This window comes from Chryseobacterium luteum, assembly GCF_000737785.1.
In the GTDB taxonomy this organism is placed as follows: domain Bacteria; phylum Bacteroidota; class Bacteroidia; order Flavobacteriales; family Weeksellaceae; genus Chryseobacterium; species Chryseobacterium luteum.
The window spans coordinates 284,486-305,086 of record NZ_JPRO01000004.1 but is presented as its reverse complement, the minus strand read 5'-3'; the positions used below and the strand labels follow the sequence as shown (position 1 = coordinate 305,086).

Here is a 20,601-nt window from a genome sequence, read left to right as displayed (position 1 = left end):
CTGCAGTTTTAGTCATATGATTATCTATTTTATCCGTTGGTCATTGCCGTGTATTCATTGATCAGGAAGCTGAAATAATCCCATTCAACAGAATTTTTAGGATATTTTTTCATGAATTCCTGATTGTCACCAAAAAGAAAATCATAGTTATCTTCAAAATCATCCTTGTGAAGCCACATTACCTTATCACCTTTCTTTACATAATAAGATTTGATAACGCCGCCGCCAAGCTGAGGAGAGCCCATCATAGAAAAACCGGCTGTTTCTTTAGCTCTGGGATCGTGATATACAGAAATAATATCACTGAATTCAGGATTGATCAGCTGCATCAGGAATTCCTTGTCATCTTTTTTATTTTTCAGGGAAACAGTCTGGTTAACAAAATGTATTCTGCCACCGTCTGTATTCTTGGTAAGCTTTTTAGTACCGAAGTTTCTGATGTTGCCCATATATTTCCCAACTTTTGCAATTTTTTCCGCATTGGTAGGGTATACATACATTTCGTTGATCTGATCAGCATTGAATACTTCATTTTTTTTGGTGATGCTGTCTTTCAAAGCAACTTCATAGATCTGTCCTTTTTTTGTTTCGATCTTGCCGCAGAAACCTTTATGGGTTGTTCCGTCTTTTAAAATAATAGTTGATGTTTTCTTCGCAGATGGACTATTAAAGCCCTCGTTGAAAAGATAAGTTTCCATTTTTTTAATGTTTTCCCTGGAATATTTTACTTTCTGGGCGAAAGTGGCTGTACCTGCAAGACATAATGTAATAAGTAAAGTTTTAAGTTTCATAAATTATTGATAATTATTTTTAATTTCAGCAGTAAAAATAGCAAATTAATTTACTTATTATCAGAAAAATATAAGACAATGAAATTTAGCTTTTACAATTATTGCTAAATGTGTAATTTTAAGGAAATTTTTAGAAATGATATACGGTGTAGATGTTTTCACTTTCCATGATGTCCTGGAAATCTGTAAAAAACCCAATAAAGCCAAACTTAATAAAGCAGCCAAAGAACAGATCTTAAAATCTCAGAAAAACGTTCAGAAAATAGTAGAGTCCGATAGATGTGTCTATGGTATCAATACAGGTTTCGGACCTCTCTGCGATACTAAAATATCAGCTGATGAAACGGCCCAGCTGCAGTACAACCTTATTATTTCCCATGCCGTAGGTGTAGGAAAACCTATTGATAAGGAGTTTTCCAAGATTATGATGATTGCGAAAGTGCATGCACTGTCCAAAGGATTTTCCGGGGTTTCCCTGGAGGTGATCGAAAGGCTGATCCTGATGCTTGAAAAAGATATCATTCCCGTAGTACCTGAACAGGGCTCTGTAGGGGCCTCCGGAGATTTGGCTCCTCTTGCTCATCTTGTGCTTCCATTGCTCGGGTTGGGACAGGTTTGGGAAGGAGACCAGATTTTTGAAGCCCTGGAAGTATTGGACAGGCATGATCTTGATCCATTGGTTTTAGGGCCGAAAGAAGGTTTGGGACTGATCAACGGAACCCAGTTTATTCTGGCTCATGCCATTAAAGGTTTGGAAAAATTTGAATACTTGTTGAACCTGGCGGATATGACTGCAGCAATGAGTATTGAAGCTTACAGAGGCTCTGAAAGTCCCTTCAAAAAAGAACTTCATGATATCAGACCTTTCGAGGGAAGCAAAAAAGTAGCGGCAAGAATGCTTAAATTTTTAAAAGGTTCCGAAAATATGAAGGCTCACGAAGACTGTGAACGGGTTCAGGATCCTTATTCCATGAGATGCGTTCCTCAGGTGCACGGTGCCAGCAGAAATGCTTTTGAGCATCTTAAACTGATGGCTGAAACAGAACTGAATTCTGTAACGGATAACCCGATTATTCTAAGTGCTGAAGAATCTATTTCCGGAGGAAATTTCCACGGACAGCTGATGGCACTTCCATTGGATTATGCTACACTTGCGGTGGCTGAACTGGGAAATATTTCCGACAGAAGAAGCTATTTATTATTAGAAGGAAAATACGGACTTCCCAGATTATTGACGGAAAGCTCAGGACTGAATTCAGGATTTATGATTCCGCAATATACTTCGGCGGCTTTGGTGACGGAAAATAAAACATTGTGTTTCCCGGCATCGGCAGACTCTATCCCAACAAGTTTAGGGCAAGAAGACCATGTTTCTATGGGAAGCATTTCCGGTAGAAAATTCAATCAGGTTCTGGGAAATCTGGTGAATATTTTATCTGTAGAACTGATGTTTGCAGCACAGGGATTGGAATTCAGAAGACCTGCCAAATGTTCGAAGATCATCGAAGAAAATTTTGCATTGATCCGCTCTAAAGTTAAAAAGCTGGAAGACGACAGACTGATAGGAAAAGATATGCTGGCAATTGCAGACCTGATCAACGAGAGGAAATTTAACGTTGAAGTTTAATAAAAATAATTGTCAGGAGTAGTCGTTAAAATCGCTGCATTAAACAATAAATCCCAAGCTTCCTCTCACCGGGGAAGCTTTTTAATTAAGCCTTATTTTTAAATGTTTAAATTGTATTAAATTTTTAAATCAATAAATAATGACTACAACCAGGACCGATTCCTCCAGCACAGATTTCCAAAATTTAGTCAGGCTGCTTGACGCCGATCTTGCTGTACGTGATGGGGAAGATCATGAATTTTATCACCAGTTCAATTCAATTGATATGCTGAAAAACTGTGTGGTAGCTTATTCGGAAGATGTTGCCGCTGGCTGTGGTGCTTTCAAACCTTTTTCTGAGGATACGGCAGAAATAAAAAGAATGTACACAGATACAGCAAGAAGAGGAAAGGGAGTCGCCTCGAAAATATTAAATGAACTGGAAATCTGGGCAAGAGAAGATGGATATAGGCGATGTATTCTGGAAACAGGAATCAGGCAGCCGGAAGCTATTGCGTTCTATGAAAAATCCGGTTACAGAAGAATTCCCAACTACGGCCAGTATATAGGTATTGACAATAGTGTTTGCTATGAAAAAATACTATAATTTTTAAAAAAGTAAAGGAAATAATTCATATTCGAGTAATACTAAATTCACTTTTTCTAAGCTTGTAAATCACTTTAAAGTGTTATATTGTGGTTCCAAACCATAAAAATAGTACTATGAAAAAAAGTGTATTTTACCTACTGGCACTCTTTTTTGTTTTGAATTCATGTACCGGAGATGAACTTCAAAATGAAAACCCCGCTATTGAAACTGTTCAGAAAGATCCTTTGACCGGGAAGCAGATCAATGCAGAAATTAACAGCACAATTAAAAACACCGGAACTTTTAACTGGAAAAACGCTTCAGATCATTTGCTTTGGAGTGCGGTTTTCAGAGGAAACAGAATGGTATCCATCGGATTCGGGTCTTCAAAGGATGATTTCGACAGAAGTCTTTCTGCAGACAGCAAAACAATGGAAGCTGAAATTGCAGGACTGATCCGGCAATATGAAGGGGTAGAGCAGACCAGGTTTTTGATCTCTTCAGATCAGTACCTTAACCAGATGGACGTTGTTATAGAAAAAAAGGAAACTATCACAGCGTTAAGAAAGATGAAAACCATCCGTTATGTAGAGCCGGGGGATTATCATTATTTTGAAATAGAAAACAGCCTTAATCCCAACGCAAAATCCAGCAGTTCCTCATCAGGATGCGGATTTGAATCTACTGCTTTAAATGCGGCAGATTATACCACCACCGCTCCCAACGCCAGGGTGCCGTGGGCATTTACGAAACACAATATTCCAAATGCATGGAACTACAGCACTGGGGCAGGAGTTACCATAGGACTTATTGATACAGGAGTTTCACCGGAGCAGACTTTGCTTGGAAGCAGTTTTAATACCGGAGCTTCTTCCGGAAGAACAATCAGCAAATTTGGGTCATACGTCAACGGATCCACTACAGACGGTCCGGCAGATCAATGCGGGCACGGGACGAAAATGGCTTCCGTAATGGCCGCTCCGAAAAATAATGCAGGGCTTCCTGTAGGAGTTGCGTACAATGCAAATCTTATCACTTACCGGGCCGCCTCCAATGTAGTGCTGGAAACTTCCAGCGAACAAAACGGAGTGAAAACAGCCTTTACAGCCCTGGCCAATACTACCAGTGTGAAGATCATTTCCATGTCGATGGGACATATTTTCTCGGTAGGAAAGATCGAAGATGGTGTGAAATACGCTTATTCTAAAGGAAAACTCATCTTCTGCGCAGGTGGAACTTCTACCAGTTTTACCAATTTCGTAGGTGTTATTTTCCCTGCAAGCATGCCTGAAACACAGGCTGTAACTGGTGTAAAAGAAGGAACTTCCAACCAGAAATGTGATGTCTGCCACTCAGGGAGCCAGATCGACTTTACCTTCCAGATGGAAAGAGCCAATGGAAATACGGTTCCTGTTCTGAGCTATTACAACAACCAGGCTGATTATGTTGGAGGATCATCTGTTGCAACGGCTGCTACAGCTGGAATTGCTGCTCTTGTATGGGCTAAAAATCCTTCATGGACAAGAGAGCAGGTACTGAATAAAATGAGACAGTCTGCCACCTACTACCCAACGGTGAATTCAAACTATGGCTACGGCAACATTAATGTTCTGGCAGCTGTACAGTAGAATTGTTACTATGAGTTTAATGAAAGATAGAGACCGGAAGTTATGGATACTCTTAATAAAAGCTTCCGTCTTCCGGCATCTGCCTTTCTTTTTCTAATGAGGGAATATCTCAGTCTCCTGGCTGATAATCAAGGGGAAGCATGTTTTCAATTTTATTCTTTGAAAAATCACCTTCGCTGATGAGCTGGTCCGGGTCGGTGATGTTCCCTTCTTTTGATACCTCAAATACTTCACCTTCAGGATGCAGAAAAGAGGACAGTACTATGGGAATCGTACTCTTAATAAATTTCTTTCCCTCAAGTTCGTAGAAATATTTCTGATAATTCACCTGGAGCATATCCTTAAAACTGAAAAAGACCTTCCCATCTTTTCTTGTCACATATTCAGAGTCGGGAATCAGTGTTTTTACAATGGCCAGCGTATACGGTTTCTGACTGTTTTTTCGCTGTGAAATGTCACGGATATTTTCAGGAACTTTTACCACTGATGAACTTATCAAAATAGGCTTAAAATCGGCAAGGAGTTTCAGTTCTTCTTCCGTAGGATATTGGGGATTGGGAATTTTTACGACGTGATTGACAATAAACTTTTCCTCGGAAATGGTATTCCCGTAAATGCTTCTGAAAAAATGCAGCGAGCTTCCGTCATACGCATTCATCCGGTTGAGTTTTATCTTGTCGGAATTCTTTGTTTCCTTAAAAAAACTTGTTCCGGTATAATTAACAATGTGGGCATTGAAATCCGAAGAATAGCTGATAAGATTGTACTGGATCTCATAGCCCAGGTTTTTATTTTCAATGATTAAAGTATTCGGTGCTTTTACTTTCAGGAATTTATTCTTTTTGTCGTAGGAAAACTTCAACGATTTTTGGTTTTTGATCCTTACGTTGTCACGGTCGCTGCCGATGAAAGTGTCGAGAAAATAATTAATATAATTCCTGTATGCTTCCGGAGTATAAGGAACCAGCCTGATTTCCTCAATGGTGTTGGTTTTAGTTAAAACTACTTTGAGGGTTTTATTCACTACCTCCGAAACAGCTGTAGCAAAAGTTTCATACTCGTCCTTCTGGAAAATGACACTTCCAAGATTTCCTGAAGTGGTACTAAGACTGAAACTTCCGTCTTCCTTTGAAACCGTTGCTGTTTTGGTTCCGTCAATGTAAATATTCACACCCGGGATCTGACTGCCGAAGTCGTTTACCACATGTCCTTTAATAACCTGAGCCGTTACAATATAAAAAGGAAGTATAAATAAAAATAGTATAATCGTTTTTTTCATGGTAAAACAATATTACTAAATTTTTAGTGATAAAAAAAGAACAACAAGCAATATAGATTATCCTATCCGGACACTGGTCATGCTTAAAGAACCGCCAATCAATTCATCATTAAATAAAGAAAGGTTTTCTGCCCGATCTTTTAAGCCTAATGTATAGATCAACGGAAGATAATGATCCGGTGTAGGAACAGCATACTGCAGAAATGTTCCCTGTTTCTGATAGTCTATAATATTCTGGAAACTTCCGTCCAGGAGCCAGTTATTTGTTTTTTCTCTTGCTTCCACAGCCCAGTCCCAGCCGGCACCTACCGTATCTATATTTTTCCAGTCGATCAGGCGGAGATTATGCACAATATTTCCGCTTCCGATGATCAGAATTCCTTTTTCACGGAGCTTATTCAGCCTTTTGGCCAGGTCAAAATGATATTGCGGAGGTTTTGTATAATCTATGCTAAGCTGGATCACAGGAATGTCAGCAGCAGGATACATATGCCTGATTACCGACCATGCGCCGTGGTCAAGTCCCCAGTTGTGGTCTTCTTCTACCGGAAAAGGAGCCAAAAGTCCGGCGGTTTCTCTTGCCAGTTCCGGGCTTCCGGGAGCAGGATACTGTACATCAAACAAAGCTTTCGGAAAACCACCGAAATCATGGATCGTCCTGGGAATATCCATCGCAGTGACAAAAGTTCCCTGCGTATACCAGTGGGCGGAAATACACAGGATAGCATTAGGCTTAGGAATTTCCTGTGCTGCCTTTCTGAATCCCTGTACAAATTGGTTCTCTTCAATAGCATTCATGGGTGAACCGTGCCCGAGAAATAAAACGGGCATTCTTTGGGTGTTCCCAAAATTGTCGCTGATGTTCTGTAAATCGTTAAGGTTCATAAATAGAAGGTCATTAAAAAGGTCCAAGGCTTTTAGAAATCCCTGAACCTTTATATGTTATAATAGTGTAGATGTTTTCGGGTATTCTTCCCAAATTCATTTTTGTATTATGCCTGCTTTACAAACTGTAATTCTCCGGCTACTTTTACTTCGTCGCTTACCATCACACCTCCGGCTTCAAGAGCTGCGTTCCAGTTCAGTCCGAAATCTTTTCTGTTGATCTTTCCTTCAAAAGAGAAGCCCGCTTTCGTATTTCCCCAAGGGTCAACGTTGATCCCACCGAAGTCAACATCTAGCGTGACAGGTTTTGTAATGCCGTTTACAGTAAGGTTTCCTGTTACTTGATCATTTAAAGCCTGGGATTCAAATGTAATTGTAGGATATTCCTCTGTATTGAAAAATTCACCGGACTTTAAGTGGTTGTCTCTGTCTGTGTTATTCGTGAATACAGAGTCAGTCTGAATCGTAGCAGATGTTTTAGCATTGGTGAAAGTATCGTCTTCGGATTCAATTTCAGCATCGAAAGTTCTGAAGTTTCCTTTAATGTTAGAAATCATCATGTGTTTTACTTTGAAAGTAATTTCACTATGCGTTGGGTCTAGGTTCCATTTTGTTGCCATTGTATTGTATTTTTGTTTGTTATTAATACTGCAAATTTAGTGTAGAGAATGTATACGAGTCATTGATTTAGGATAAGAAATGATTTTATAAGTGAATAGTCAATTTGCTTCGCCAGTTAATGGTCAATTATTGATGCGCATAAAATTCACTATTGACGATTCACCATTCATTTTGGGATTTCATGTGAATAGTCAATTTTGCTTCGCAGGTTAATGGTCAATTATTGATGCGCATAAAATTCACTATTGACAACTCACCATTCATTTTGAATTTCATGTGAATAGTCAATTTGCTTCGCCAGTTAATGGTCAATTATTGATGCGCATAAAATTCACTATTGACGATTCACCATTCATTTTGGGATTTCATGTGAATAATCAATTTTGCTTCGCAAGTTAATGATCAATTATTGATGCGCATAAAATTCACTATTGACAATTCACCATTCACTTAAAAACTTTCCATTAAGTTAAGAATTTATTTTTATCAATACATTAATCCTGTTTTACGAATGTTTTAATTTAACATTTATTAACGGATGATTTTTATTTCTTATTTTTGAAGGATTCAATTTTATACAATGAAATTATATAAATTTTCTTTATTGATGGTGGTTTTGGGGAGTTCTGTATTGGCCCAGACCCAGAAATTCACAATGGCGGAAGCAGTAAACGGACTGAGAACGAATCTTGCGGTGAAAAATATCTCCCAGTTTTCGTGGTCTGCTGACAGTAAATCATATATCCAGGCTGTAAAAGGCGGGTATCTGATGACTGATCTTAAAACCAATAAGCAGGATACCCTTGTGTCTTTGACCCAGCTGAACAAATCATTTTCTGATGCTAAACTGAAAGCTGTTCCGCAGATTAAATTCATCAGCGGCTCAAACGGTTATTTCAATGCGAACAATAAAATGTTCTGGATCGAAAAATCCGGAAACGACTGGAAAATAAAAACGTCTGTTGCATTGGATGGAGAAGCTTCCAATATGAAAATGTTCGGAGATAACCAGACTTTTGCCTTTACTGTAAAGAATAATTTATATGTCAGCAAAAATGGTAAAACAGTTGCTGTAACCAACGATTCAGATGAAAATATCATCAACGGAGGGGCAACCGTTCACAGAAATGAATTCGGAATTGATACGGGAATTTTCCCTGCTCCCAATTCAGAAGCTGTAGCGTTCTACAGAATGGATCAGACCATGGTGGCAGATTATCCCGTTATTGACTGGTCTGTAACCCCGGCTGTAAACCACAACATCAAATACCCGATGGCCGGGCAGAAATCCCATGAAGTCACTTTGGGAGTTTACAATGTCAAAAATCAGTCGACTACTTTCCTGAACATTGAAGGCGAAAAAGATCAGTATTTAACGGCCGTTACCTGGAGCCCTGATTCAAAATATATTTTTGTAGGCGTTCTGAACCGCGGGCAGAATCATGTAAAAATGAACCAGTACGATGCTGCAACAGGAAACCTGGTGAAAACTTTATTTGAGGAAGCCAGTGATAAATATGTGGAGCCTCAGCATCCGCTAACCTTCTTCCCGAATTCCAACACAGATTTTATCTGGCAGAGCCAGAGAACAGGATACAATCACTTGTTCCACTACAGTCTTGAAAAAGGATTGGTTGCCCAAATCACGAAAGGAGACTGGCTGGTAACGGATATTTTAGGGTTTAATGAAAAGAAAAAGGAAATCTATTTCACTTCTACCAAAGAAACTCCTCTTGAAAAACATCTGTATAAGATCAACTGGACGAACTTTAAAATGCAGCGAATGGATGATGCATCAGGGGTGCACACAGGGATTTTAAGCAGCGATGGTAATTATCTTTATGATACCTACACCAATGCAGGCACGCCAAGGTCCGTGAATATTATCAATACTAACACTGCTAAATCAACCAATATTCTTACCGCTGAAAATACATTGAAAAATTATCAGAGACCTGAAATTAAAAATGTAGAATTAAAAGCTGATGACGGAACACCGCTTTACGGAAAAATCATTCTTCCAACAGACTTTGACGCGGGCAAAAAATATCCGGTTATCGTTTATCTGTATAATGGACCGCATCTTCAGCTGGTGACCAATACATTCCCGGCATCCGGAAACCTTTGGTACGAATACATGGCTCAGAACGGGTACATTATTTTCACAATGGACGGAAGAGGTTCTGCCAACCGTGGAATGAAGTTTGAGCAGGCCGTTTTCAGAAACCTGGGAACAACAGAGATGAATGACCAGATGAAAGGAGTGGATTATTTAAAATCCCTTCCTTATGTAGATGCCCAGAGAATGGGAATCCATGGATGGAGTTTCGGCGGGTTTATGACGACAAGCTTCATGCTTCGTAAACCGGATGTATTTAAAGTGGGTGTTGCCGGAGGTCCGGTAATCGACTGGAAAATGTACGAAATCATGTACGGTGAAAGATATATGGATACACCAGAGGAGAACCCTCTGGGATATGCTGCGGCTAATCTTCTGGATAAAGTTCAGAACTTAAAAGGAAAACTGCTGATGATCCACGGGGCTCAGGATGATGTAGTGGTATGGCAGCATTCCATTAAATTTATCAAATCTGCGGTAGACAACGGAGTTCAGCTAGACTATTTTGTATACCCCGGACATCCCCACAATGTGATCGGGAAGGACAGGGTTCACCTGATGCAGAAAGTGACGGACTACTTTGACCAATATCTGAAGAAATAACAGCAAAATCCAGCCGAAAGGCTGGATTTTTTATTCTAACATTGAATTTTTTTAAACTGTTAATCATAGAATTCTTTGATCACATAAGTGCCGTTATTGATTCTTTTCAGCTCTTTTAAAATATAATACCTGTGGAGAAAACCTGTAAGGACAACAATTTTTTTACCGGGATAGGCTTCTGCAATCTTGTAAATGTTTTTAGCCATGGTCTGGTTTCGGAGATCCCAGAATCCGGACATTAATTTAAATCCGTCTCTGTAGCTTATTTTTTTACCGTCAGGCTTTACGACAAATCTTTTCGCAAATTCAGGCCTTGCTTCAATGATCTTTAAAAGTTCGGAATATTGGGCATTCTGCCTTTTTTCAGAAATCTGATCGGTGGTGGCATTATTAAAATTTTCCGGGGATAATTCTGCAATCTTCATCAGGTCTTTGGTAATATTGGTAAAGCTTTCATAGATTTTCACTTCTGAAGGGGCTAATTTTTTTGCTTTATACAGACTGTCAATCAGTTTCACCGATAAATTATCCGTAGGAACCATTCCTTTGTCTTTCCTGTATTGATTCCTGCCTTCAAAATCAAAAGGAAACCTTAATGTTTTCGGGTATTTTTTTCGATAATCATTGCTTGCCTTGATCTCGTTTTCTGTAATCTTAATACCGTTTTCATAGTCTTTCATTCCCTGAGTGTCCACCTCATGAAGAATGATATCCGGCTTTACTTTATCAAGTATATCGAAGAGAATTTTAGGATGATAATTGGGTACACTGTCATGGATATTGCCAATGACGTAGATTTCGGTTTTGCTTTGTGAAAAAAAGAAGGTCGTCAGCAGAAGTAAGAAAGCGGTTATGGTATGTTTCATTGTATAAATTATATGGAGGTCCCAAATATAAGTAAAATCCGTTCTTATCAAACATCAATGTTTTTGATCTTTTTGATTCGTAATTTTGTTGATCTAAAATATGAAAATATGGAATTAGGAATAGGAATGTTTGGTGACCTGGCTGTTGATCAGGCTACCGGAAAATATAGAGATGCGGGTGTAAAGATCCGTGAAATACTGGATCAGGTAAAATTAATGGATGAGGTAGGAATTGATGTTTTTGCCATGGGAGAACATCACCGTCCCGATTATGCGGTTTCGTCACCGGAAATGGTGCTGGCCGCAGCGGCAAGTATCACTAAAAATATAAAGCTGGCAAGTGGGGTTACCGTTTTAAGTTCTTCAGAACCTGTGAAAGTATATGAAGACTTTTCAACCTTAGACCTGATATCGGACGGGAGAGCCGAAATATTCGTTGGAAGGGGAAGCTTTATCGAGTCATTTCCACTTTACGGTTACTCATTAAACGATTATGAAGAGCTTTTTGACGAAAAATTGGAATTGCTGCTAAAGATCAATTCAGAAGAAAATGTAACCTGGTCAGGAAAACTCCGCGCACCAATGCAGAATCAGACCGTTTATCCGAGAGCAAAAAATAACGGTAAACTGTCTATCTGGAGAGCTGTGGGTGGAACTCCGCAATCCGTTTTAAGTGCTGCAAAATTAGGTATGCCTTTAGTGGTAGCTATCATCGGAGGAATGCCGGCACAGTTTAAAAACCTGGTGGAATTTTACAAACAGGAATATCAAAAAGCGGGTCATGATGTATCTAAAATGCAGATCGCTATTCATTCGCACACTTTTGTAAGCGATGACAAGGCTGTTGTAGACGGATATTTCAATAACTATAAATCCCAGATGGACAGGATCGGGGCAACCAGAGGCTGGGCTCCTTACACGAAAATGCAGTATGACGGAGGAAGAGCAAGAGAAGGTGCTTTATTTATTGGAAATCCGGAAGAAGTTGCTGGTAAAATTGCTTACATGAAAGAGATTTTTGGCATCACAAGATTTATTGGGCATATGGATGTTGGTGATCCTGCTCACGATATCATGATGAAATCCATTGAATTGTTCGGTGAAAAAGTAAAACCGGCTATTCAGGATTTATAATATGAAACCTCTGCTGTTATTCGGCAGAGGTTTTTTATGGTCTTTAAAGTTTATACAATTTCAATCAGGCTTCCTCTTTCCTCATCTTTCACAATGTTGAGAGCCGTCGGAATCTTTTCTTTAAGCTCTTCGACATGGGAGATAATCCCTACGATTCTGTTTTCTTTCATCAGATTCGTCAGAGTTTCAAAAACAATATTTACCGATTCCGTATCCTGGGTTCCAAAGCCTTCATCTATAAAAAAGAAATTCTTATCAGCTTTCGCATTGGCCTGAACACTTTCCGCCAAAGCAAGAGCCAGACTCAATGAAACCTGGAATGCCTGTCCGCCGGAAAGGGTTTTTACGCTTCTGCTTCTGCCTTCATTCAAATAATCAATGATCTCAAAATCATTACTTTCATTCAATTGAAGACTCAGTTGGTTCCTTGTCATTCTGTGGAAACGTACATTCGCGTGATCACACAACTGTCTTAAATAAATAGAGGAAACATATTGTACAAAGCCGGCTCCTTTAAACAGGTTCATCATCAGCTTTAAATTCTCAGAACGCTTTTGAAGGCCGGCAAGATTCTTCAGCAGATCTTCTTTCTTCCGGAACTCCTTTTCCAGTCTTTCAATTTCGGACCTGATTTTTACAACAGCATCATTCATCTGTTTCAAATCAGCCTGTGCTTCAGTGAACTGTTTTTCAGCCAGAGAAAACTGCTCATCATCGAAGGAAAGCCCTTTCAGCTTTAATTCCAGACTTTCAATGACCTTCCTTAAAGTTTCATAATCAATTTTAAATTTTTGAATTTCAGCTCTGGCTTCCTGGATATTGATTTCCTGTTGTAAAATATGTTCAGTTTCTTTAAAATCTGCAAAATTCTGTTCAGTGAGCGCTAAAGTGATCGTTTCTTTATTTTCCGATATTTCTTTTACAAGCTCCGTTATCTGTTTTTCAGATTGACTGACAAGTGTTCTTTGTTCCGCCAGTTTAGGAGCAAGTGCTTTTTCCTGTTCTGATGCCTTCTTGTAATTCTGTTCGGTTTCCGTATTGAACTGGAATAGTTTGTGATAAGCGTCTTCAACCTCTGCTACTGTTTTTTGCTCATAGCTGCTCCAGTCCAGCGTCTTCAGATTGGAACGGCTGATATTGATCTGCTCCTGTTTGGCTGCTTCTTCCAGTCTGAAAGTTTCCAGGGCGCTTCTGTATTTTTCTAAGGTTTTACTTTCCCTTTCCAGATTTTCCCTTTCCAAAGTAATATGCCGGCTGTTTTCCTCGATCTTCTTTTCGATGGCAAAAGAATCCGAGCGTTTTTTCTCAAATTCATCTTCATGATCCGGGCTGAATGATTTCCAGACAAAATGCTGAATGTGATGGTCAATATCTTTCTGAATCTCAAGCAATGCTTTCTGCTCATTGGCCAGCTGCTCTTCAAATATCTTTTTTCGGGCTAAGATTTTTTCAATTTCAGTTTCCTGTGTCTGATTTTTTAAGATCTCCTGTTCCGCAGCATGAATATTCTCCTGGATGTCCTGCAGCTCAGTATGGACGTCCTGAATTTCCACGATATGCGGATGTTCCGGAGAGCCACAAAGCGGGCAAGCTTCACCGTCATGGAGTTCACTGGCAAAACGCGATAATTCCTTTTGGATTTTTAGGTGATCCTGTTTTTGAGAAAGCTCCTTTTTCTTTTTTTCCAGTGCTTCCTTTTTACTTCTGAAATCTTCCTTAAAATTTTCGTGAAAAGAAAAATGCTTCAGTTCCTCAGAAATTGCTCGGATCTGTTTCTGTTGGTTTTCGATCTTATTGATCTGCTCCAGTTGTGATTTTTTGAAGTTTTTCTGTTGAATAAACCAGTTTCCAACAGCTGAAAGTAAGGCTGAATCCAGCTTCTGTTCCTTCAGAATATCCGCATCTTTGGAAAACGTATCAATCTTTTTCTGAATACTGTTTCTGTTTTCTTCTACTTCTTTTAATTTTTCCGAACCTTTTTGCGTCCTGTCCTTCAGTGCTTTGATTTCATTGGAGAACGTCAGAATTTTGACTATGAGATTCAGGTCGTTTTCCTGAGCTCTTGACTGTTCCAATGCTTTAAACTGGGGTTCAAGCAAACTGAGCTGTTCTGTAATTGCTTTAAAATCCTTTTCTGTTTCCTGCAAAATTTTAATCTGCTGCTCCTTTTCATCCTGTTTGGCTTCCATTTCTTTGGAAAGCTTATTTCTTTCAGCAATTAAAGGATTGAATACCCGAAATACGCGGTCATAAAGCTCTGTTTTCACCTCCAAAGCATCCATTTGAGGTTTGCGTTCGGAAAGCTTATTAAAGTTTTCTCTGTTTTGTTTTAAACTTTCAAAATCTGTTTTTAAATTTTTCAGCTGTTGATAGGCTGTTGAAATCTCTTCAAACCTTTTATTGGAATCATCGAACTTTTTCTGATCCTCCACCAGAAATTCTTTCTGAAGCTGAATATTTTCTTCATTGATTTCTTCAAAACCTTTCAGTTGACCTTCAAGCTGATCCAGTTCAGATCTGTTTTTCCCGTACAAAGCAGAAGCATTATTCTGAAGATCATAACGCTGAAGATTAAAGATATCCTTCATCATATTCGTTCGTTCTGCAGCGCCCAATTCCAGAAATTCTTTAAACTGTCCCTGCGGAATAATAATGGTCCGTTTGAAATACGAATAACTCAGCCCAATAATAGTTTCCGCATTGGAATGATCCAGTGGAATCCATTTTCCACCAATATACTCATAAAATGTAACCGAATAAGGTTTTACATCTTCAAATTTTTTCGAATTTCGCCTGAAATCTCTGGTTGCCCGGAACAGTTTATTTTCATAATTGATAAAATCAAACTCGATATAAGAACTGCTTGACTTTAAATTCATCATGTTATAAGCCCTTTTGTCACGCATATTCAAACGTTCCGTCTCACCATACAGGGCAAACGAAATAGCCTCAAGTATTGATGATTTTCCGGAACCTACAGCACCGAAAATACCAAATAATCCCGCATCGGTAAGATTTTTAAAATCTATGGTCTGGCGCTCCTGGTAGGAATATAAACCTTCGATCGTTAATTGAACAGGTATCATGGCTTAGGCATTTAAAATTTCGTTAAACAAATTCATCAGTTCTTCATTGGCTTCCTGGCCGCCATTTTTAGATTTAAAATAATCTCTGAACAAAGGCTCTATATCCTGATTCAGATTAATTTCCGGGCTTTCCTGTTCCGTAAGCCCCTTGCTTTTAACTTTAGGGATCAGATGAACAATGCCATTGTGGGATTGGTAGATCATTCTCCGTTCATCAGAGGTTAAAAAGGTTTCACTTTCCAGGGTCAGCTCAATGAATGTATAAGGGTTTTTAGTCAGCCACTGAACGCTATCTTCAACGGAAGTAAAGGTCTTCCTTACCAATTTCCTCCCACTTTTAAGAGGTTTCTTGATGAATGATACAGGTTGGCCCGGTTCCGCTTCAACGATTGAAATATATTTGGTCTGTCCGGCTTCACTAAAACTGTAGCATAGTGGCGAAGAGGAATAAACAACAGGTTTTTCCTGTGTTCCGATATTTTGAAAGGCATGTAGATGGCCCAATGCCGTATACTGAATCTGATTAGGAATACTATCCGAAAAGATGAGGTCTGCATTTCCAATCTTAATGGGTTTCTCACCATCCGGCTCTTCTAAAATTTCAGCTCCTCTTTTGTTCATGTACAAATGAGCGGTCAGAAGGTTGACTCCGGAAGTGTCACAAAACTGATCTGCAAGTTCTTTCCAGGTTTCAGAAAGGACTTTATTGATTTCTTCTTCTTTATTCTCACCGAAATATTCTTTCAGACGGACTTCATTGGCATAAGGCGTATGTAAAATCCGCACAGGAAAATCAATATTTACAAATGCAAGTTCTATAAAGCCCTCTTTTGAATTGACAATCTGGAAATGCCCGGTCCCGAAAGGAAGAATTTCTGCTTTAGGATGACCAATTAAAATAATTCCGCATTCCCGTGCCAGAGGATCCGGCGCGTTGATCAGATTCGGAGAATCATGATTCCCGGAAATAGCGATAACAGGACGTTCTCCATTTTGAGATAAACGTTTCAGGGTTTTATAAAACAGTTCAGCAGTCTCTACACCAGGCGTAAAATTGTCAAAGAGATCGCCGGCAACGAGAATAAGATCAACGTCTTCTTCATCAGCAATACTGATGATCTCTTCCATTGCTGAAATCTGTTCTTCCAGACGGGAAAACCGGTCCAGTCGTTTTCCCAGGTGCCAATCGGCGGTGTGGAGGATTTTCATGAAAATTCTATTATTGTTTTAAAGTAAATATGAAATGTAATTATAAAGATAGGAGTTACCTTAATTTATCAAAACAAGCTTTGTTGGTAATTCACAACCAATTACATTTGGGAAAAATAACCTTGTCTGTAGCAAGAGACAATTTGCAGTTTCTGACCTAACGGATTTCAAAACTACCAGGTTTTAAAATAGGAATGATTATTAAAGTTTGCTATCGGCCTCCCTTGCTTTAAAATCTTCTCGGATTTGTTTTAAACGTGCTTTTCTTTCTACTTCTGCATTTTGTATTTTACGTTTTTTCTGATCAATTTTCTTCTTATGTTTTTTCCGGTTTTCCTCGTTATTTTTGCTCATATTTATTTTCGGAATGAATAGTTTTTAGGTAAAAATACACTCATCAAAATTACTAAAGATTGCGGGTTTAAACAATTTTAGTCGCTAAGTCTGATAAAATATTTTAATTTTACTGCGTTATGGAAGAAAAATCAAAAGATCCTTTACACGGAAAAAGACTCGATGCCATTCTTGAGGAGCTGGTAGAATATTACGAAGGCTTTGAGAAACTTGGCGAGCAGATCAATATAAAATGCTTTACAGAAAATCCCAGCATCAACTCTTCTCTGAAATTTTTAAGAAAAACAGATTGGGCAAGAACGAAAGTAGAAAGCTTGTACCTCTATGTATTGAGACAGAAAAAACGAAACGAAACAAAGAACGGAAATTGAAAAAGAATGCTGTTTTAAGATTCTTGTTTTAACATATTTTCCACATTCAATTATTTCAAAAATAGTATATTTGTGGTGTTAATCGTGAAAAAAATCACGAAAAAAAGAAAAAATATGACAATTGAAAACAAGCATGTTGTAGCAGTAAGTTATGTACTTCACACCATCGAAGAAGATGGAAGCCGAATTCTCGTAGAAGAAACAACAGCAGAAAATCCACTTACATTTTTATATGGTCTAGGAATGATGATTCCAAAGTTTGAGGAAAATATTCTGGGCCTGAAAGCCGGTGATAAAGCCGATTTTATCATTCAGTCAGAAGAAGCTTACGGAGATAAAGATCCTAATTCAATCGTACAGCTGCCTATCGATATGTTCCAGGAATCAGGAACTCCGCCTGTAGGAGCTATTTTGCCTTTATCTGATGGTCAGGGAAATAATTTCCAGGCATTTGTAGTAGAGGTAACACCTGAAGGAGTTGTGGCTGACCTTAACCATCCAATGGCTGGGAAAGTTTTAGATTTCCAGGTGGAAATTATCAATACACGTCCTGCTACAGAAGAGGAATTGGCACACGGTCATCCTCATGGAATTGACGGAACAGATGCTCACTAAATTATAATAAATGTCCGATGTTTTTCGGACATTTTTTTATTCTAAAAACTCTCCGCTCACATAAAACCAACGGTTTTGAATCATTTTGAATTTTGATAATTCATGATGGATTTGCTTATGTCCCTCCTCATCAGTATAAAAGGCTTTAAATTCAACTTTGCTGGCAGAAGGCTTATCTATAATTTCCAGTTTTGTCCATTCGTTAATTTCTCCCCATTCCTGCAGATCTTCTTTATTGTGAAATTTTCTTTTTGCCGGAAATGTAGTTTCCATTAAATAATCTCCGTTCGGAACCGCAAATGCAGAAAACCGGGAACGCATCAAAGCCTCCGCAGTTGGAGCATGCTTTTCTCCGGTGTGGTAAGGTTGGCAGCATTCTTCATAAGATTTTCCAGAACAGCAGGGACAATTCATGTTATACATTTTAAAGCGCAAATTTACACGATTTTTTATTTCATTAAAACACTAACGCTCTTACTTTTTACTTGCTTCATGCAGATTTTGCAGATCACACGGATTTAAAATAAAATGAAAAAAATATTATATAAACATCTGTATAATTAGCAAAATTTGCGTGAGAATAATGGTGTTATTAGTGAAAATATTCGTGTGATTTGTGGTTAAATAAAAAAAGCATCCGAAAACGAATGCTTTTAAGAATTTATTTTATAAAACCTCTGTTTCTCAATAAAGGCTTAATATCCGGATCATGTCCCGTAAAATCTCTGAATGCCTGATTAAGATCTACGGAATTTCCTACAGAAAGAATATATTTTCTGAAACGGTCACCATTTTCTCTCGTCAGGCCACCATTACTTTTGATCCACTCCCATGCATCGTTGTCAAGGGTTTCAGACCATAAATAAGCATAATATCCTGCCGAGTATCCTCCGCCCCATATGTGGGCAAAATAAGGAGTATGGTATCTTGGCGGCACAGTAGCTAAAGTAAATCCGTGGCTGGCCAATGACTGCTTTTCAAAATCCAGAACAGGAATTAACTGGCTTTCATTGGTCACAGTATGCCAGTCCATATCCAGAGCAGCGGCAGAAACAAGCTCTGTCGTCATATACCCCTGATTGAAAGTGGCTGCTTTTTTTATTTTTTCAACTAAATCCTGAGGAATCGGCTGCTTTGTTTCGTAATGAAGCGCATAATTTTTAAGAACCACAGGATCTAAAGCCCAGTGCTCATTGATCTGCGACGGGAATTCCACAAAGTCTCTCGGAACACTTGTTCCTGAAAGTGAAGGGTATTTCTGGCTGGCAAACATACCGTGGATAGAATGTCCAAACTCATGGAACATCGTAGAAACATCATCATAGCTGATCAGAGAAGGTTTCCCCGGAGCCGGTTTCTGATAATTATAACAGTTGACAATGACTGGTTTTGTTCCCAGAAGATAAGACTGCTCAACGAAATTGCTCATCCAGGCACCCCCGTTTTTAGAATCTCTGGTATAGAAATCAAGATAATAAATGGCGATAGATTTTCCATCATGGTCGAAAACCTCGTAGGTCACCACATCCGGATGATAAACAGGAAGATCCGTTCTCTTTTTGAAAGTAAGTCCGTAGAACTTTTCAGCGGCATAAAAAACTCCTTTTTCCAAAACAGTAGTCACTTCAAAATACGGTTTGATCTGGTTTTCGTCAAGATCATATTTTGCTTTTCTTACCTGCTCTGCGTAGAAATTCCAGTCCCACGGCTCCACTTTGAAGCCTCCTTTCTGTTGGTCGATCAGATCCTGAATATCTTTTGCTTCACGTTTTGCTGTTTCTACTGCAGGAGTAGCAATTTGGTTCATTAGCTTTGTAGCTGCCTCAGGCGTTTTAGCCATCTGGTCCTGAAGCTTCCATTCGGCGAAGCTTTTCTTACCCAGGATCTGAGCTTTTTTAAGTCTAAGTTTAGCTAATTTTTCAATAGTTTCACGGGTATCATTTCCATCACCTTTTTCAGCTCTGAGCCATGATGCTTTGAAAAGTTTTTCCCTTGTGGCTCTGTTCTTCAGATTCTGAAGAAGAGGCTGCTGGGTTGTATTCTGAAGGGCAAGAAGATATTTTTCAGGTTGTCCTGCCGTTTTAGCATCCGTTGCTGCTGCTTCAATCTCGTCAGCAGAAAGCCCGTCCAGCTCTTTGGCGTCAGAAAAGAATACACCTCCCTGCTTTCTTGCTTCCAATAGTTTATTGGCATATTGCGTGGAAAGTGAAGCCAGCTCCTGATTGATCTGCTTCAGTTTCTCCTTGTCCGCTGCAGAAAGGTTAGCTCCTGCAATTTCAAAATTCTGTTTGTAGAATTGGACAAGTTTTTTACCTTCAGCATCAAGACCGTCTTCTTTGATTGATTTGATTCTTTTATATAAATTTTCATTCAGGTACATTTTATCGGAATGTGCTGCAAAAACAGGAGCATATTCTTCATCCAACGCCTGAAGGGTAGGGTTCGTATTGGCGCTTGTAAGATTGGAAAATACAATAGTGGCTCTTTTTAAAACTTCGCCGCTTTTTTCAAGGGCTACAATAGTGTTTTCAAAAGTGGGAGCTTCCGGATTATTGGCGATCTTAAGGATCTCAGCATCATGCTGTTTGAGTCCGAAATCGAAAGCAGGTTTGAAATGTTCATTCTTAATTTTGTCGAATTCCGGAGCCTCATACTGAAGCTTGCTTTTCTTCATAAAAGGGTTTGAAGACAAAGATGGATCGGTAACAGGAATTTCCTGTTGAGTATCGGTTTTCTTCATTGTAGTACAAGATTGGTTAAGTGCCAGCGCAGAAATTAACAATACCGATGAAATATTTTTCATAAATTAGTTGTTATTAAAGTATAAAGATATTAAAACTTAATT

General features: G+C 38.9%; 17 protein-coding genes. 7 read left to right on the top strand and 10 right to left on the bottom strand.

The window, feature by feature from the left end; genetic code table 11:
- Positions 1–29: 29 nt before the first annotated feature.
- A complete protein-coding gene (locus IX38_RS08215) occupies positions 30–791 on the bottom strand; it encodes a hypothetical protein (RefSeq protein WP_034703669.1) in 762 nt (253 codons plus the stop codon).
- 136 nt (positions 792–927) lie between these two features.
- Here IX38_RS08215 and hutH point away from each other — a divergent pair, with 136 nt between their 5' ends.
- The 3 genes from hutH to IX38_RS08200 all read left to right on the top strand — a co-directional run bounded on the left by hutH (position 928) and on the right by IX38_RS08200 (position 4,614).
- A complete protein-coding gene (gene hutH / locus IX38_RS08210) occupies positions 928–2,418 on the top strand; it encodes a histidine ammonia-lyase (RefSeq protein WP_034703668.1) in 1,491 nt (496 codons plus the stop codon).
- A gap of 139 nt (positions 2,419–2,557) precedes the next feature.
- A complete protein-coding gene (locus IX38_RS08205; protein ID WP_034703667.1) occupies positions 2,558–3,004 on the top strand; it encodes a GNAT family N-acetyltransferase in 447 nt (148 codons plus the stop codon).
- A 116-nt stretch (positions 3,005–3,120) separates the two neighbouring features.
- Entirely contained in the window at positions 3,121–4,614 is a 1,494-nt protein-coding gene (locus IX38_RS08200) for a S8 family peptidase (protein ID WP_034703665.1), read from the top strand.
- Positions 4,615–4,723: 109 nt separating this feature from the next.
- Here the strand turns inward: IX38_RS08200 and IX38_RS08195 are convergent, their stop codons facing one another.
- The 3 genes from IX38_RS08195 to IX38_RS08185 all read right to left on the bottom strand — a co-directional run bounded on the left by IX38_RS08195 (position 4,724) and on the right by IX38_RS08185 (position 7,398).
- Positions 4,724–5,893, bottom strand: a complete 1,170-nt coding sequence (locus IX38_RS08195; RefSeq protein WP_034703663.1) for a peptidase associated/transthyretin-like domain-containing protein — start codon at positions 5,891–5,893, stop codon at positions 4,724–4,726.
- Positions 5,894–5,950: 57 nt separating this feature from the next.
- Complete coding sequence (gene ygiD / locus IX38_RS08190; protein WP_034703662.1) at positions 5,951–6,778, bottom strand: 4,5-DOPA-extradiol-dioxygenase; 828 nt, start codon at positions 6,776–6,778, stop codon at positions 5,951–5,953.
- Positions 6,779–6,885: 107 nt separating this feature from the next.
- Positions 6,886–7,398 carry a YceI family protein gene (locus IX38_RS08185; protein WP_034703660.1) on the bottom strand — a complete coding sequence of 171 codons (513 nt, stop codon included), beginning with the start codon at positions 7,396–7,398 and terminating at the stop codon, positions 6,886–6,888.
- A gap of 581 nt (positions 7,399–7,979) precedes the next feature.
- Here IX38_RS08185 and IX38_RS08180 point away from each other — a divergent pair.
- Positions 7,980–10,121: a S9 family peptidase gene (locus tag IX38_RS08180; protein ID WP_034703658.1), complete on the top strand. Its 2,142-nt coding sequence runs from the start codon at positions 7,980–7,982 to the stop codon at positions 10,119–10,121.
- 59 nt (positions 10,122–10,180) lie between these two features.
- On the opposite strand, the gene IX38_RS08175 is transcribed toward IX38_RS08180, so the two are convergent.
- Positions 10,181–10,987, bottom strand: a complete 807-nt coding sequence (locus tag IX38_RS08175; protein ID WP_034703656.1) for a hypothetical protein — start codon at positions 10,985–10,987, stop codon at positions 10,181–10,183.
- Between the two features lie 108 nt (positions 10,988–11,095).
- Between IX38_RS08175 and IX38_RS08170 the strand changes: the two genes are divergently transcribed.
- Positions 11,096–12,121, top strand: a complete 1,026-nt coding sequence (locus tag IX38_RS08170) for an LLM class flavin-dependent oxidoreductase (RefSeq protein WP_034703654.1) — start codon at positions 11,096–11,098, stop codon at positions 12,119–12,121.
- Between the two features lie 50 nt (positions 12,122–12,171).
- Here IX38_RS08170 and IX38_RS08165 read toward each other — a convergent pair whose 3' ends face one another.
- The 3 genes from IX38_RS08165 to IX38_RS22935 form a co-directional block, all read right to left on the bottom strand.
- Positions 12,172–15,207 carry an AAA family ATPase gene (locus IX38_RS08165; RefSeq protein WP_034703652.1) on the bottom strand — a complete coding sequence of 1,012 codons (3,036 nt, stop codon included), beginning with the start codon at positions 15,205–15,207 and terminating at the stop codon, positions 12,172–12,174.
- Positions 15,208–15,210: 3 nt separating this feature from the next.
- Entirely contained in the window at positions 15,211–16,416 is a 1,206-nt protein-coding gene (locus IX38_RS08160) for a metallophosphoesterase family protein (protein WP_034703649.1), read from the bottom strand.
- Positions 16,417–16,617: 201 nt separating this feature from the next.
- A complete protein-coding gene (locus tag IX38_RS22935) occupies positions 16,618–16,770 on the bottom strand; it encodes a hypothetical protein (RefSeq protein ID WP_165570716.1) in 153 nt (50 codons plus the stop codon).
- A gap of 119 nt (positions 16,771–16,889) precedes the next feature.
- Between IX38_RS22935 and IX38_RS08155 the strand changes: the two genes are divergently transcribed.
- Entirely contained in the window at positions 16,890–17,141 is a 252-nt protein-coding gene (locus IX38_RS08155; protein WP_034703647.1) for a VF530 family protein, read from the top strand.
- Positions 17,142–17,255: 114 nt separating this feature from the next.
- Positions 17,256–17,756 (top strand): FKBP-type peptidyl-prolyl cis-trans isomerase, encoded by a 501-nt coding sequence (locus tag IX38_RS08150; protein WP_034703717.1) that lies wholly within the window; start codon positions 17,256–17,258, stop codon positions 17,754–17,756.
- A 36-nt stretch (positions 17,757–17,792) separates the two neighbouring features.
- On the opposite strand, the gene IX38_RS08145 is transcribed toward IX38_RS08150, so the two are convergent.
- Both IX38_RS08145 and IX38_RS08140 read right to left on the bottom strand, forming a co-directional pair.
- Positions 17,793–18,170: a YchJ family protein gene (locus IX38_RS08145; protein ID WP_034703644.1), complete on the bottom strand. Its 378-nt coding sequence runs from the start codon at positions 18,168–18,170 to the stop codon at positions 17,793–17,795.
- A 247-nt stretch (positions 18,171–18,417) separates the two neighbouring features.
- Entirely contained in the window at positions 18,418–20,559 is a 2,142-nt protein-coding gene (locus IX38_RS08140) for a M3 family metallopeptidase (RefSeq protein WP_034703642.1), read from the bottom strand.
- Positions 20,560–20,601: the final 42 nt, after the last annotated feature.

What these genes read in the sequence shown, in the direction of transcription:
- IX38_RS08215 (WP_034703669.1), bottom strand. Translation starts at nt 791, where the DNA reads ATGAAACTTAAAACTTTACTTATTACATTATGTCTTGCAGGTACAGCC.
- hutH (WP_034703668.1), top strand. Translation starts at nt 928, where the DNA reads ATGATATACGGTGTAGATGTTTTCACTTTCCATGATGTCCTGGAAATC.
- IX38_RS08205 (WP_034703667.1), top strand. Translation starts at nt 2,558, where the DNA reads ATGACTACAACCAGGACCGATTCCTCCAGCACAGATTTCCAAAATTTA.
- IX38_RS08200 (WP_034703665.1), top strand. Translation starts at nt 3,121, where the DNA reads ATGAAAAAAAGTGTATTTTACCTACTGGCACTCTTTTTTGTTTTGAAT.
- IX38_RS08195 (WP_034703663.1), bottom strand. Translation starts at nt 5,893, where the DNA reads ATGAAAAAAACGATTATACTATTTTTATTTATACTTCCTTTTTATATT.
- ygiD (WP_034703662.1), bottom strand. Translation starts at nt 6,778, where the DNA reads ATGAACCTTAACGATTTACAGAACATCAGCGACAATTTTGGGAACACC.
- IX38_RS08185 (WP_034703660.1), bottom strand. Translation starts at nt 7,398, where the DNA reads ATGGCAACAAAATGGAACCTAGACCCAACGCATAGTGAAATTACTTTC.
- IX38_RS08180 (WP_034703658.1), top strand. Translation starts at nt 7,980, where the DNA reads ATGAAATTATATAAATTTTCTTTATTGATGGTGGTTTTGGGGAGTTCT.
- IX38_RS08175 (WP_034703656.1), bottom strand. Translation starts at nt 10,987, where the DNA reads ATGAAACATACCATAACCGCTTTCTTACTTCTGCTGACGACCTTCTTT.
- IX38_RS08170 (WP_034703654.1), top strand. Translation starts at nt 11,096, where the DNA reads ATGGAATTAGGAATAGGAATGTTTGGTGACCTGGCTGTTGATCAGGCT.
- IX38_RS08165 (WP_034703652.1), bottom strand. Translation starts at nt 15,207, where the DNA reads ATGATACCTGTTCAATTAACGATCGAAGGTTTATATTCCTACCAGGAG.
- IX38_RS08160 (WP_034703649.1), bottom strand. Translation starts at nt 16,416, where the DNA reads ATGAAAATCCTCCACACCGCCGATTGGCACCTGGGAAAACGACTGGAC.
- IX38_RS22935 (WP_165570716.1), bottom strand. Translation starts at nt 16,770, where the DNA reads ATGAGCAAAAATAACGAGGAAAACCGGAAAAAACATAAGAAGAAAATT.
- IX38_RS08155 (WP_034703647.1), top strand. Translation starts at nt 16,890, where the DNA reads ATGGAAGAAAAATCAAAAGATCCTTTACACGGAAAAAGACTCGATGCC.
- IX38_RS08150 (WP_034703717.1), top strand. Translation starts at nt 17,256, where the DNA reads ATGACAATTGAAAACAAGCATGTTGTAGCAGTAAGTTATGTACTTCAC.
- IX38_RS08145 (WP_034703644.1), bottom strand. Translation starts at nt 18,170, where the DNA reads ATGAATTGTCCCTGCTGTTCTGGAAAATCTTATGAAGAATGCTGCCAA.
- IX38_RS08140 (WP_034703642.1), bottom strand. Translation starts at nt 20,559, where the DNA reads ATGAAAAATATTTCATCGGTATTGTTAATTTCTGCGCTGGCACTTAAC.